Origin of the sequence: Serratia sp. JSRIV006 (genome assembly GCF_019968685.1) — a bacterium.
GTDB classification, from domain to species: Bacteria; Pseudomonadota; Gammaproteobacteria; order Enterobacterales; family Enterobacteriaceae; genus Chania; species Chania fonticola_B.
Genome location: NZ_CP074137.1, coordinates 1,006,057 through 1,020,499 on the forward strand (window position 1 = coordinate 1,006,057; position 14,443 = coordinate 1,020,499).

Annotated in this window: 10 protein-coding genes and 1 pseudogene; 6 read left to right on the forward strand and 5 right to left on the reverse strand. The window is 54.3% G+C overall.

Features of this window, described 5'->3' with window-relative positions; translation table 11 throughout:
• Positions 1–3 precede the first annotated feature (3 nt).
• The 5 genes from KGP16_RS04575 to rpoS all read left to right on the forward strand — a co-directional run bounded on the left by KGP16_RS04575 (position 4) and on the right by rpoS (position 5,165).
• Positions 4–1,185, forward strand: a complete 1,182-nt coding sequence (locus tag KGP16_RS04575; protein WP_223500872.1) for a CfaE/CblD family pilus tip adhesin — start codon at positions 4–6, stop codon at positions 1,183–1,185.
• 297 nt (positions 1,186–1,482) lie between these two features.
• Positions 1,483–2,244 (forward strand): 5'/3'-nucleotidase SurE, encoded by a 762-nt coding sequence (gene surE / locus KGP16_RS04580; protein WP_223500873.1) that lies wholly within the window; start codon positions 1,483–1,485, stop codon positions 2,242–2,244.
• Positions 2,238–2,864 (forward strand): protein-L-isoaspartate(D-aspartate) O-methyltransferase, encoded by a 627-nt coding sequence (locus KGP16_RS04585; RefSeq protein WP_115160389.1) that lies wholly within the window; start codon positions 2,238–2,240, stop codon positions 2,862–2,864. The genes surE and KGP16_RS04585 overlap by 7 nt, the downstream gene beginning before the upstream one ends.
• Before the next feature lie 267 nt (positions 2,865–3,131).
• Positions 3,132–4,112 (forward strand): murein hydrolase activator NlpD, encoded by a 981-nt coding sequence (gene nlpD, locus KGP16_RS04590; protein ID WP_223500875.1) that lies wholly within the window; start codon positions 3,132–3,134, stop codon positions 4,110–4,112.
• Between the two features lie 54 nt (positions 4,113–4,166).
• Complete coding sequence (rpoS, locus tag KGP16_RS04595; RefSeq protein ID WP_024484093.1) at positions 4,167–5,165, forward strand: RNA polymerase sigma factor RpoS; 999 nt, start codon at positions 4,167–4,169, stop codon at positions 5,163–5,165.
• Between the two features lie 125 nt (positions 5,166–5,290).
• On the opposite strand, the gene mutS is transcribed toward rpoS, so the two are convergent.
• Positions 5,291–7,846 carry a DNA mismatch repair protein MutS gene (mutS, locus tag KGP16_RS04600; RefSeq protein WP_223500876.1) on the reverse strand — a complete coding sequence of 852 codons (2,556 nt, stop codon included), beginning with the start codon at positions 7,844–7,846 and terminating at the stop codon, positions 5,291–5,293.
• 550 nt (positions 7,847–8,396) lie between these two features.
• Here mutS and KGP16_RS04605 point away from each other — a divergent pair.
• The gene (locus tag KGP16_RS04605) at positions 8,397–8,564 is read left to right on the forward strand and encodes a hypothetical protein (RefSeq protein WP_172413946.1); all 168 of its coding nucleotides are present in this window, start codon (positions 8,397–8,399) and stop codon (positions 8,562–8,564) included.
• Here KGP16_RS04605 and KGP16_RS04610 read toward each other — a convergent pair.
• From KGP16_RS04610 to KGP16_RS04625, 4 genes and pseudogenes are all read right to left on the reverse strand, one after another.
• Positions 8,561–9,177: pseudogene (locus KGP16_RS04610) on the reverse strand (Fic/DOC family protein). The gene KGP16_RS04605 and the pseudogene KGP16_RS04610 sit on opposite strands and share 4 nt — an antisense overlap.
• Before the next feature lie 366 nt (positions 9,178–9,543).
• Complete coding sequence (locus KGP16_RS04615; protein WP_223500878.1) at positions 9,544–10,665, reverse strand: hypothetical protein; 1,122 nt, start codon at positions 10,663–10,665, stop codon at positions 9,544–9,546.
• A gap of 18 nt (positions 10,666–10,683) precedes the next feature.
• Entirely contained in the window at positions 10,684–11,802 is a 1,119-nt protein-coding gene (locus KGP16_RS04620; protein WP_223498908.1) for a hypothetical protein, read from the reverse strand.
• A gap of 34 nt (positions 11,803–11,836) precedes the next feature.
• Positions 11,837–14,440 carry a fimbria/pilus outer membrane usher protein gene (locus tag KGP16_RS04625; protein ID WP_209523396.1) on the reverse strand — a complete coding sequence of 868 codons (2,604 nt, stop codon included), beginning with the start codon at positions 14,438–14,440 and terminating at the stop codon, positions 11,837–11,839.
• Positions 14,441–14,443 lie beyond the last annotated feature (3 nt).

Genomic DNA, 14,443 nt, shown 5'->3' on the forward strand with positions numbered 1-14,443 from the left:
TTGATGTTATTGAAAATAATCAGCGGTTTTAAATTTATCATTGCGGGAGCTATTAACCCTCTTAACCTGTGCGTTTTACTGGGGGGGCTGAGCATACAGGCGTACGGTGCCAGTATCGCCCCACAGGCACAGGATACCAAGGTCAATATCACCTTTGATCGTATGAGCCTGCCGGCAAATATCTATATCTGGGAGCGGGTATTCGGCGGGAGTACTGATGATGGCGAATGTACTTCGGCTTTTACGTGCGAAGACAAGGATTTGATTAACTCCCTAACGTGCTATTCCGAGACCGATCCAACCAATGGTGCCTGTCAGGTAAAATTGTGGTGGTGGGATAATGTTAGCAATGATACTTCGCAAACTCTGACGCTGCGCTTTACCCATAGCAGTGGGAAAACCAAAAATTTACTGGTCACCTCTATTAAAACTGGGACTCAACATAGTTCCTGGATCGGCGGCGCCGCTCTTACTTCCCAGGGATTCAGTACTTTTATTCCCGCATCCGAGTTGAACAAACTATCTGATACCGGTGTTTGGCGTGCTGAACTCAAGATGCAGGTGAAAGCCTGGGGTCATTGCAGTACATCCAACAGCTGCCCAGGCATTTTCCGCGTTGCCTGGAAGGCGAGTCTGGTTCTTAACGTGACGGATTATGGTAATCATCAGATTTACCTACCCGCCTTCCCGACTTCGATACCGTCTGTTAACCTGAATCTGAATACTCGGCCAGGAGGCGATAGCGGCATGAACATCAGCGGTAGCTCCAGCCTGGATATGTGTCTCTATGACGGTATTGACTCGACCAGTAATCGCATCAGTCTGCTATTTCAGGATGAAGGCGCGACCGCTTCAGGACGATTAAGGGGGCGATTCTCCCTTTATCGCCGTGGTGGTGATAAAACCAAGGCCAGTAACCGGCTGGACTACCAGGTCAGCGTGATCAATCCCACCACTGGGGCAGTACAAGTGATCGCCAACGGCAAAGAGGTCATCTGGATCGATACCAATCGGCGCAATATCCAGCGGCCGGTGGTGTTACCTGGCGGTGGTGCTCCGACATTTTGCGTGCCGGCCCCGCTGACCCTGACAACGCCAGCCTTTTCAATGGCGGATAAAACGGCGGGGGATTACACTGGCCAGCTACGCATTATTTACACGCCAACCACCCAGACGGCCCCATAACCTGGGAATTTAACGACCCACCTCAGATAATCATCCCAGCCTCCTTTGCCGAGGAGGCTATCCTGCCCCGTTTGCCACTGATGACCGTTGAATTGTATAGTAGATCGCATAGCTGGCCGTTTTGGCTAATACTATCAGCAACAGCGAGGCAAGCCTTGCTGTACCACGCAAATCACAATGGGTAACACGGTGGGTTGGGCTTACTATTGAAAATTTCATTAAAAACAGATAGATGTAATAAAATAGGGCAAAATCCTCGTTTTATCGCTTTCAGCAAGAAAGTTGTTTAACTGCAATATGAGAATACTACTGAGCAACGACGACGGCGTTAGCGCCCCGGGTATCCAGATACTGGCGGCGGCGTTGCGCGAGTTTGCCGAAGTGCAGGTGGTGGCCCCCGATCGTAACCGCAGTGGTTCCTCTAACGCGCTGACGCTGGAGTCGCCGCTGCGTACGCTGACGTTGCCCAACGGCGATATCGCCGTGCAGCAGGGCACCCCGACGGACTGTGTCTACCTTGGCGTTAACCAACTGATGCTGCCAGCACCGGAGATCGTGGTGTCCGGTATCAACGCCGGGCCAAATCTGGGTGATGATGTTATCTATTCCGGCACGGTGGCTGCTGCGATGGAAGGCCGCCATCTGGGGTTGCCCGCGTTGGCAGTATCGCTCAATGGTCATCAGCATTATGAGACGGCGGCGGTAGTCACCTGCCGTATATTGCGCGCGTTACAACAAGAACCGCTGCGTACTGGTAAAATTCTGAATATCAATGTCCCTGATTTACCGTTGTCGGAAATTAAAGGGATACGCGTGACCCGCTGTGGCAGCCGGCATCCCGCAGACAAGGTGTTTAGCCAACCAGATCCGCGTGGCCAGATGCTGTATTGGATCGGGCCGCCGGGGGATAAATTCGATGCGGGCCCAGACACGGACTTTGCCGCCGTGGATCAGGGTTACGTGTCGGTCACGCCTTTGCAGGTGGATTTGACCGCCTACCGGGCGCAAGATGTGCTATCAAAATGGTTGACCAAAGCAGAGGTTAGCGGGGAATGGTGAACAAACGCATACAAACGCTGCTGGCACAGCTGCGCCAGCAGGGGATCAGGGACGAACGGCTGCTCAAGGCAATCGAGAACGTACCGCGTGAGCGTTTTGTTGATGAAGCTTTAGCACATAAGGCCTATGAAAATACGGCACTGCCTATTGGTTCAGGGCAGACCATCTCGCAACCTTATATGGTCGCGCGCATGACCGAGCTGCTGAATTTGCAGCCAACCTCGCGGGTGCTTGAGATCGGCACCGGTTCCGGTTATCAGACCGCGATCCTGGCGCATATGGTGCAGCATGTCTGCTCCGTTGAACGCATCAAAGGGCTACAGTGGCAGGCCAAGCGTCGCCTCAAGCAGCTTGATTTGCACAATGTCTCGACCCGTCATGGCGACGGTTGGCAAGGCTGGAGTTCGCGTGGACCCTTTGATGCGATCATCGTGACGGCCGCACCACCGGAGATCCCGCAGGCGTTGATGCAGCAGTTGGACGACGGTGGCATTTTGGTGTTGCCGGTGGGCGAACAGGCCCAGGTACTGCAATGCATTCAGCGGCGGGGCGGTGAGTTTTCCATTGATGCCGTTGAAGCAGTGCGATTCGTTCCCTTGGTCAAGGGCGAACTGGCTTAGCCTGTGCAGATCAAAGTGACGGATAAATAAGTTGAATAATATTAATTTTCATTAGAATTGTTCCAGTATGTCGTTGTCTTATGGCGTGATCGTGCCAATGTGGCTAGCATTGGCACCACGGTTTTTTAGCTCCCTGGTGGGTGATCTTCTGGTTTTCAGGGATCGGCCGGGGAAACCTTGTGCTGTAGAACGATAAAGCTCGGCTACGATGTATAAGGTATTTTTTGATATTGCTGTCATGGGGGAAGCATGAGCACGGGAAGCCCAATGAGTTCTTTACGCCGAGTTGCGGTGTGTACGATGTTAAGTGTGTGGTTAGTTGGCTGTTCGGATAAAAATTCTACCTCGGCACCTATCAGCAGTGTCGGTGGTGGTGGAGCCGCCGCATCGGCTAACTCTAGTGGCGGCAACGCATCACAGGGGCGTATTGTTTACAACCGTAGCTATAACTCGATCCCTAAAGGGAGCTATAACGGTGGTAGCACCTATACCGTTAAACGTGGCGACACGCTGTTCTATATTGCCTGGATCACCGGCAACGATTTCCGCGATCTGGCCCAACGCAACAATATTCCACAGCCATACAGCCTGGAAGTCGGCCAAACCCTGCAGCTGGGGAGCGGTTCTGCCAACGGCGGCGGTGGGATGTTAGCTGGCGGTAATGGTACGGTGTCAAAACCGCCTTCTTCCACTCAGATACAAACTGCAACGGTTGATTCTCAATCAACGAACGCGTATTCTGATAACTCGAGTAAACAGAATGTAGGTAAAATGTTACCTGCATCAGGAGCCGTAGTGGCAGGCTCAGCCGCAGCTCCTGTTACCGCACCAGCCGCTACGCCATCGGCGAGCAGCACCGCCAGCAACAGTGCCCCAGTTAGCACCTGGAAATGGCCAACTGACGGTAAGATCATCGATAACTTCTCCTCATCGGAAGGTGGGAACAAAGGCATCGATATCTCTGGTTCCCGTGGGCAGCCGATTGTCGCTACCGCCGATGGCCGTGTAGTGTACGCAGGCAACGCTTTACGGGGTTACGGTAATCTAATCATAATCAAACACAACGATGATTACTTGAGTGCCTACGCCCATAACGACACCATGCTGGTCCGGGAACAACAAGAAGTGAAGGCGGGGCAGAAAATAGCAACGATGGGAAGCACCGGAACCAGTTCAGTACGTTTGCATTTCGAGATTCGTTACAAGGGGAAATCCGTAAACCCGCTGCGTTATCTTCCGCAGCGATAGATTGGGCAGAATGCGCTGTATTCTGCTCGCGGTATCACGGGTAGGAGCCGCTTTATGAGCCAAAATACGCTGAAAGTTAACGAGTTACATGACGATGCAGATTTCGATGAGAACGCCATGGAGGCTGAGTCATTCGATGAAAAAGCGCAGGTAGAAGAAGAGACCAGCGAGAATGACTTGGCGGAAGACGAGCTGTTGTCTCAAGGTGTTACCCAACGCGTATTGGATGCCACGCAGCTCTATCTGGGCGAAATCGGTTACTCCCCTCTGCTGACCGCAGAGGAAGAAGTATATTTTGCGCGGCGTGCACTGCGCGGAGACGTGCCGTCCCGCCGCCGCATGATAGAAAGTAACCTGAGGCTGGTAGTGAAAATTGCCCGTCGTTATAGCAATCGCGGCCTGGCGCTGCTGGATTTGATCGAAGAGGGTAACCTTGGTCTGATCCGTGCGGTGGAAAAGTTTGACCCAGAGCGCGGTTTCCGTTTTTCCACCTATGCGACCTGGTGGATCCGCCAGACGATTGAACGGGCGATCATGAATCAAACCCGGACTATCCGTTTGCCGATCCATATCGTCAAAGAACTGAATGTTTACTTGCGCACCGCGCGCGAGCTTTCTCACAAACTGGACCATGAACCCAGCGCTGAAGAGATTGCGGAGCAACTCGACAAACCGGTTGATGATGTCAGCCGTATGCTGCGCCTGAACGAACGTATCACGTCTGTCGATACGCCGTTGGGTGGGGATTCAGAGAAAGCCCTGTTGGACATTCTGACCGACGAGAAAGACAACGGGCCTGAAGACACCACGCAAGACGATGATATGAAACAGAGCATCGTCAAATGGCTGTTCGAATTGAACGCCAAACAGCGTGAAGTGTTGGCTCGCCGTTTCGGCCTGTTAGGCTATGAAGCGGCTACGCTGGAAGATGTTGGCCGTGAGATTGGCCTGACACGTGAGCGTGTTCGTCAGATCCAGGTTGAAGGCTTACGCCGCCTGCGTGAAATTCTGCAGATGCAGGGCCTGAGTATTGAGGCACTGTTCCGCGAATAAACGCGTTATAGACATAAACTAAAAACGGTGAGCATTGATGTGCTCACCGTTTTTTTATGCCTGCGATTTGCTGTGATTGACGGCGATTTACCCTTGTCTAGGGCAGAACGTCGTCGATATCTGACTTACACCAGGCTTTTCAGCCGGTAGATCCACTCCAACGCCTGGCGTGGCGAAAGAGAATCCGGATCCAGCGTTTCCAACGCTTCAACTGCCGGTGACACCTCTTCGTTCAACAGCGTCAACTGAGTCGCATCTACCGTACCCGCCGCCGTCTGACTGGAGAGGCTCTCCAACTCACGCAGCTTCTGGCGTGCACGCTTGATCACATCGCGCGGCACACCAGCCAACGCCGCCACCGCCAAGCCGTAGCTCTTACTGGCCGCGCCATCTTGTACGCTATGCATAAAGGCAATGGTGTCGCCGTGTTCCAACGCATCCAGATGCACGTTAACCACGCCCTCCATTTTCTCCGGCAAGGTGGTCAGCTCAAAGTAATGGGTGGCAAACAGCGTCATGGCCTTGATGCGGCTGGCCAGGTTTTCTGCACAGGCCCAGGCTAAGGAAAGCCCGTCGTAGGTGGAGGTGCCACGGCCAATCTCATCCATCAGCACCAGGCTGTTTTCCGTGGCGTTATGCAGGATATTGGCGGTCTCGGTCATTTCCACCATAAAGGTAGAGCGGCCAGAGGCCAGATCGTCTGCCGCGCCCACGCGGGTAAAGATACGATCCACCGGCCCGATGGTGGCTTTTGCCGCCGGTACATAGCTACCGATATGCGCAAGCAACACAATCAGTGCCGTTTGCCGCATATAGGTACTTTTACCGCCCATATTGGGGCCGGTAATAATCAGCATACGGCGCTGTGGTGAAAGGGAAACCGGGTTGGCAATAAAGGGTTCGCTTAGCACCTGCTCCACCACCGGGTGGCGGCCATCGACTATACGAATGCCTGGCTGTTCACTGATGGTCGGACAGGCGTAGTTCAGCGTTTCGGCACGTTCTGCCAGGTTGGCCAACACATCCAGCTCGGCCAAGGCTCCGGCGCTCTGTTGCAGTTGCTCCAGGTGCGGCAACAGCAGATCGAAAAGCTCGTCATACAGCCCTTTTTCGATCGCCAAGGCTTTCCCTTTTGAGGTCAGTACCTTGTCTTCATACTCTTTCAGCTCGGGAATGATGTAGCGTTCCGCATTCTTCAGCGTTTGGCGGCGCACATAGTGGATCGGCACCAGATGGCTCTGCCCACGGCTGACCTGAATGTAGTAACCATGCACGCCGTTGAAACCGACCTTCAGCGTATCCAGGCCCAGCTTCTCGCGCTCACGGATCTCCAGGCGATCCAGATAGTCGGTAGCACCGTCGGCCAGCGCCCGCCATTCATCCAGCTCTTCGTTATAACCCGGGGCAATCACGCCACCATCACGGACCAGCACCGGTGGGGATTCCACAATGGCGCGCTCCAGTAGTGCCTGTAATTCGTCAAACTGGCCGACCTGTGACAACAGCTTTTGCATCTGTGGTGCATCAGCGTTTTCCAGCAGGGCGCGGATATCCGGCAACTGTTGGAAGGCGTGGCGCATGCGGGCCAGATCTCGTGGGCGAGCCGTGCGCAGTGCCAAACGGGCAAGAATACGTTCCAGATCGCCCACCTGGCGCAGTGGCTGCTGCAACTCGCTGCTCAATGGCTGCAATGCGGCGATAGCTTGCTGACGGTTGTTCAGCACCTGGACGTCGCGAGTTGGCATATGCAACCAGCGCTTGAGCATACGGCTACCCATGGGGGTAACGGTACGATCGAGGATGGCGGCCAAGGTATTTTCACTGCCGCCGGACAGGCTTTGGGTGATCTCCAGGTTACGGCGAGTGGCCGCATCCATGATGATGCCGTCCTGCTGGCGCTCCATGGTGAGGCCACGGATATGCGGCAGCGAGGTACGCTGGGTATCTTTGACATATTGCAGCAGGCAGCCCGCCGCACGCAGCGCCTGATGGGCCTGCTCGACGCCAAAGCCGGTCAGATCGCGGGTGCCGAACTGCAGGTTCAACTGCTGGCGTGCGGTGTCCAGCTCAAATTCCCACAGTGGGCGGCGGCGCAGGCCGTGGCGCTGTTCGATCAGCGCCATTTGCTCGAAGTTTTCCGGGTACAGCAGTTCTGCCGGGTGGGTTCGTTGCAGCTCTGCCGCCATGGTTTCAAGATCTTCTGGCTGGGCGACGCGGAAGCGGCCGGAGCTGAGATCCAAGGTGGCATAGCCAAAGCCGCGGCCATCCTGCCAGATGGCGGCCAGCAGGTTGTCCTGGCGCTCTTGCAGCAGGGCTTCATCGGTGATGGTGCCAGGGGTAACGATGCGCACCACTTTACGCTCGACCGGGCCTTTGCTGGTGGCCGGATCGCCAATCTGCTCACAGATCGCGGCCGATTCCCCAAGCTGTACCAGCTTGGCAAGATAGTTCTCCACTGCATGGTGAGGTACGCCCGCCATTGGGATCGGCTCCCCAGCCGAGGCTCCGCGTTTGGTCAGCGAGATATCCAGCAACTGAGAGGCGCGTTTGGCATCGTCATAGAACAGCTCGTAGAAATCCCCCATCCGGTAGAACAGCAAGATCTCGGGATGCTGCGCCTTAAGGCGCAGGTATTGCTGCATCATTGGGGTGTGCGAATCCAATTTTTCGTTGCTAGTCATAACGTTACCGTTTCCAATCCATTGAATTTAAAGTTGATTGTGATTTTCGTTGGCATCATTGGGTATCACGTCGCCTCATTAAAAAACCGCCAAAACGTTCAGGATGAGCAACAGCCAGCGCTGCTCAAATAAATCAATCGGTTGGTCAAGGGAACGAGCATATATGACCAGCAAACAGGCTGGCAAACCTTTGTCACTTAAAGCCTGCACAATGACCAAATCAACAGAAAAAAGCCAGACGGAACCCAGTAAGATCTGAAGGTTGCATGCCGTAGACCGCGGGATTGATTTTCAGCCGTTATACTAGCCCAGCGGGCAATCGGCTGTCACAGCCAAAAATTGGAAGCGCTACGCAAACTACGTTTGCAATGGCTCGTATGAGGTTGCAAGAACTAAAACAAATTGGCAATGAAGGGCGCTGCCCTGATACAGAGTTGAAAGAAGAAAAGCAGGGTCGCTTGGAGTTTCGAACAAGATAAGTGCTAATGGCAGCAGTTCTCTACGATCCTTGATATACTGTAACCAATGGATGAGTTAATCAGGAGTCGCTATGAGCACTAACAAAAAAGAGCAGGTGACATACGCTAAGCCGTCTCGCACGGACATTGTGCGTTCTGTGGCGACGTCAACGGCAATTGAAACAGGCCAGCCCTCAGCCAAGGTTGAAGCTTCGCTGGCAGTTGCGCGCAAAAAGTTTGCGCATCTTCGCCTTGCCTAATCCCTTCTTAAAGCCTCACTGACCCAGTATTCATCGGCTCGTAGTCTAATGACATACCCGCGTGAATAGCCGAGATATACTGGGTTTTGTTCTGTTCCCAGCTTTGATAATCCAGAGGCTTATAGTCCCCCTGAACCGCCATCACATCGGCTAATAGTCGCGACAAACGCCCATTTCCTTCTCTGAAGGGATGGATGAGGATTAGTTCCAAGTGGGTTATTGCGATAGCTTCAATCAGCTTTTGTTCGCTCATGCCTGTACAGGGTGTGTAACGAGCGAGGTATTTCATATCGAACTCGTTCAGCAGTTTGGGCAGTTGTGCGCAGGGAGCAAACATAAAGCCGCCTTTGCTGATATTGACGGTCCTTTCCTGTCCCGCCCACTCATAGATGTTGCCTAACCAGCGATGGTGCCAGTTTTTTAGCATCCCAACGGTGAGCTGTCCCAGCGGAAAGTGCTCTTCAAAAACAGACCGGTAGAGCTGCTCCAGTAGCACTAGCTCGGCATCATCGATCTCGTCAGGATCGGCAATCCCGAGTTTATTCGCTAAAACCTGTTCGTCAGAATCTTTATCATACTGCCCTTCGCTGCCAGAAACGTGGTATCGGTTCATGAGTATGCTCGGGAGTGGTGACGGGTGGAGATGAAAGTATAGCGTTCAACCAGTTAAGTACAATACTCATAAAATCAGCCAGTTAATGGAGTGTAGGCGAAAGCAGGGTTTGTCCTTATTTTCTAAAATAATCGTTATTTATCAGTGCTAACCAATGACCAAATCAACAGAAAAAAGCCAGGCTGAACCCAGCAAGATCTGAAGGTTGCATGCCGTAGACAGCGGGATTGATTTTCAGCCGTTATACTAGCCCAGCGGGCAATCGGCTGTCACAGTCAAAAATTGGAAGCACTACGCAAACTAGCTATTTAATGGTGATTCAGGTTGCCATAGCGCAAGTCAATCAGAAGTGAAGGGGGACAGACCTCAATTAAACGTCACCAGCATTTCGGCAGCGGCGCTAACGTTGCCAAGCGGCAGATCTTTGCCCCCCGAACACAAGCGCCAGGTCACCTGATGGGTGGTATTCAGGCTGGTTTCCGCCTTGGTGATACGGCCGATTTTTAGCTGGCTATTATCGAACGGTAGCCCGCTGGTAGCACCGCAGCTTCCACTGCCGGTCACGCCGTTATCAATCTCACCGGTGATATAACCGTCGCCTTCGCGCAGCGCCAAACGGCTCGGGACTGATTGATACAGGCCGGTTAACGGCCGGAACTGCAGGTTGATATTGGCATCGATAAAGTCGGAGGATTGTCCACAACTGGTGATGAGTGGATAGGATTGCACGGCCAGCTCGGCCCCGGCCTGCGGGTCCTTCATCACGTTGCCAAAGGCGATTGAAATGGGGGTATTGACCGCACACTCGAGCGTGGATATGCGCAGCTTGATAGCGGACGGGAGGATTGAAGCTCTTCTATCCCCAGCCGCTACCTCTGAGAAACTGGCAGCATACATCTCCGGTAAGGTTATTTCGGCAGCCTTCTGTTGACCATCGGCAACCAGCACCCAGGTACCCGATATTACGGCAGCACGAGTCGTGGAAGGGGAATAAAAATATTCCTGAGAAGTCATTGCTGGCGGCAGGCACCAGCTATAAGCCTCAGGTGAGGTTACTTGAGTTCCGTTGCTGCTTACCCCTTTGGTTTCTGGCAGCCCCAGCGTACCGGATAGCAAAACGAAGCTGCCCATAAAGGTGTAATAGCCTACCTGACCGCTGGCTCTGGGTATGAGCCCCACGCCCGGTGCTATCTCTAGGGCTGGATAACCCGCAATGACCTTCAGAAAACCAGTCCCTTGGCAACTGCCCTTACTTGAAGAAACAGCCAATAGCCCGTGTTTGACATTAAGGCGTGCATGCTCCATAGAGCCACTTAAGCTTGCCGTAAACGGCAGACCTTCCCACAAAATCCCCGTCCCTTTACCCATGATAATGGTTTTTGCCAGAACGGCTGGTGGGGTCAGGCTCAATAACAGCGCCAGCAGGCCGAGTGCGCAGCAGCGGTGGCAATATAGAGTAGGCTTTGGCGTACTGGCGCTGTTTTTCACTTTATTGTCCTAGCTATGCTAATTAAACGTCACCAGCATTTCGGCGGCGGCACTAACGTCACCGAGTGGCAGATCTTTGCCGCCGGAACACAAGCGCCAGGTCACCTGATTGCTGATACTCAGGCTGGTTTGCGCCTTGGTGATACGGCCGATTTTTAGCTGGCGATTATCGAACTTCAGTCCGCTGGTGGCGATACAGCTTCCGCTGCCGGTCACGCCGTTATCAATCTCACCGGTGATATAGCCCCCGCCCTCGCGCAGGGCCAAACGGCTCGGGGCTGATTGATACAGGCCGGTCAATGGCCGGAACTGCAGGTTGATATTGGCATCGATCAGGTCTGAACTTTGCCCACAGTTGGTGATCAGTGGGTAGGATTGCACGCCCAGTTCGGCCCCGGCCTGCAGGTTTTCCATCACGCCACCAAAGGTGATTGAAGTGGGAGTATTGACCGTACACTCAAGCGTGGATATGCGCAGCTGGATATTGCTCGGGAGGATAGAGGCCGATAGGTCCCCAATCGACACCGATGAGAAACTGCCGGCATACATCACCGGGACGGTTATTTCAGTAGTCTTCTGCTGACCATCGGCAACCAGTACCCAGGTGCCTGATATTGTGGCTTTTCGAATATAGTTAGGGTTATAGTAATTGTTTTGGTATTTCATTGATGGCGGCAGGCACCAGCTAAAAGTATTAGGTGCGATTACTTGACTCCCGTCGCTGTTCCCCCCTTTGGTTTCTGGTAGCCCCAGCGTACCGGATAGCGAATCTTCCTTGAGGGAAGAATACCGGGCAAAGGTTGCATTACCGAAGCCTCTGGGAATGAGCCCCACGCCTGGCGCTAGTTTGAGTGCTTGATAACCCGCGATGGACGACAATTCATCATTGGGTTGGCACATATTGGAGTGTGAAGAGATCGCCAATAGCGCATACTTAGGAGTAAGGTCTTGTCTCCCTATCGTGCCACTTAAGGTGACATTAAACGGCAGGCCTTCCCACAAAATGCCTGTACCTTTGCCAATAGTAATGGTTTCCGCCAGTGCGGCTGGTTGGCCCAGGTAGGCTAACAGCAGTATGCAGGAGGCTTGGTAGCGGCGGTTTAGCGTATGTCTTGGTATGCCGGCGGTATCTTTCACTGTCACTTGTCCTTGTGGATTGGTTTGTGCATGGTTATCGGCCTGTTTCACAACGTGCCGTCAGTTGGCGGATCGGGTTGCTTGCAGAGGGAGCGGCAATGCCGCTCAGGTTGAAACTGGCACGGCACTGCTGATGGTCAGCGTGCCCCCATTTCGCCGTCAGTGTGCCCTGTTCCGGTAGCCCGCTCAGATACACTTGGCCCGAATCTCCAACGATACCGGTATTGTTTTTTCCTGCCGGAGTATCCGCCACCGTAATCACCGTGCCGAATGGCAGGCTGGTATCCCCCCGTAGCAGCGTCACCAGCGCCTGATAACCCACTCGGGTGTCAAATCTCGCCATGACGACGGCCCCTTTGGTTGGGGAGACGTTAAGGCTTGATTGCGCCATATCCACATCCTCCGGCAGGGTAGTGGGGTTCAGACTGATGCTGTTGTTCTGGTAGTTCGCCAGATACGGCACCAGCGCGTAACCGCGGCTGTCGGTGCGAATGTTGCCGTTGAGCACCTCAACGCCGCCAGCGCCTGGCGCGCTGACCACCGCCACCGAATTGCCGAGCATGGACCCTAGCGTCACGCCTTCCGGGTGCAGCAGCAGGCTGCCGTTGCCGCTGAGGTTGAGTGAGCGGAACTGGTTGCTGTAGCTGTAGCCCAGATTGGCCTGGCCTTTACTCCCCCGATAGCCCATATTCAAGTTGCTGTTATCACTACCATTATCGTTCGACCAGCCCTGCATCAGGTTGTAGGAGAGGCGATCGTCCATGGCGTTGCCACTGATGCCCGCCTGTTGTTGTATCTGGCCTTGATTGTTATGGGTTACCTGGTAGCTGGCATAGCTTTGGCTATTGGCAGCCGCACTGCCAAACAGGCGGAAGGGGACCTGCACCGACATCGATAGCTGGCGGTTCTCTGGCCAGCTGCCGTCGCCCTTGATGCGGTCAATCCCATAGGCAACGCCGTAGCTGACACCACGATAACTGCCGTTGTAACCAACGGAAACGGTGTTGTTCACTCGGCTGTTCCCCCAGTAATCGTTGCGTGAGGCCGATAGGTACAGGGCCCCCCAAGAATCCAACTGCTGGCTGATACGCAGTTGGAAATTGGAGCGTTGGCGTGTCAACGCCCAGGGCACCTGCCCTGCGTTGAGCTCAAAGCCCAGGTTGTTAAAGTCGGCGAAGGTGTAATAGTTGCGAGTGGAGTAGCGGTAGGCCGCGAGATCTACCGAGGTCCCGGTGCTGAGCAGGCTTTTGGCATAACGCAACCGATATGAAGCCCCTTGGTGGCGTTGGTTTTGCCCTGCTAACCGGGCATCCGAGGTGGTGACGTCTGCCGAGATGGCGCCGAAGTCACCCAACGACAGGCCAGAGCCTGCCACCAGGGAGTGATAATCGGTGGCAACCAGCGCACCTCCGTACAGAGTGACGTTATAGGGTAGGCCATACATTAAGGTGCCCAACCCGAAAGTCGCTTCTCGGGAGGCTTGGGTGATCCCTCCGTTATAGCGCCCGCTGGTGAGTTCATACTTCAGTGCGCCAGGGCGTTGCATCACCGGTAATGACGAGAAGGCCAGGGTTTGGCTGCGTACTGAACCGTCTGCCTCGGTGATGGTGACCGTCAGATCGCCACCTTGGCTGCTCTGGTACAGATCGTTGATACGAAACGGGCCAGGAGCGACATAAGTTTGATAGACAATGTTGCCGTTCTGGCTCACCGTTACCCGTGCGTTGCTTTGGGCAATGCCGGTGATCACCGGAGCAAAGCCGCGCAGGCTATTGGGCAGCATATCTTCGCTGGAATTCAGTTTGACGCCCCGGAAGGGAATGCTGTCGAACACGTCATTTCCGCTGCTGCTTTCACCCGCCAGGATCTCGGAGCGCCATGCACGGATATCGTGTTGTAAATAGGTATCGGAGAATTGGCTGCGCTGATAACGGCTTGAAGAACCTCCCACACGGCTTTCATTTTGGGTATAGGTCATGGTGCTGCGCAGGCGCCACCCTTGGTAGTTGATCCCGCCAAGCAGGTTGGCGAACAGATTGCTCTGCTCGCTTTTGCCCATGCCGGACTGTGCGCGTTGCCAGTTGCGGCTCCCGTTCAGGCTATAATTCAACAACAATGCGGGGACACCCTCGTCCCATTGTTCAGGGTCGACGTAGTCCCGGGCATGTTGCTGCATGGCGACCTGCGGAATACTGATGTCCAGACGCAATTGGGCCAAATCGAAGCGTAGCTGCGATTCAGGAATGAGCTTTCCCAGGCTGGCGATGGGAGTCTCAGGCGGCAAGCCGCTAAAGCTGGGAAGTGCCTGAGTATTGACGCCAAGCTGGTGGAGGAATGCCGGAGTCAGCTGCGGTAGCACCTGGCCCTGGGCATCTTTTTTGAATATCAGACTGTATTGCCCTTGTTCCGACTGATTCATCCACAGCGTCACCAGATAGCGCCCTTCAGGGGTCTGGCCGGAGGATTCAAACACGGTCAGATCGGATGTAGCCAACTGGTTGCCACCTAGCGCCAACAGGCCGGGATCGAAATAGTCTCGGCCCCAGGCAGGTACGGCACCGGCCAGCAGCAGGGCTCCGGCCAAAGAAGGTGAAAGACCTCGAGTGCCGGGCCTGTTTTTTATTGATGTTCTATCCATGAT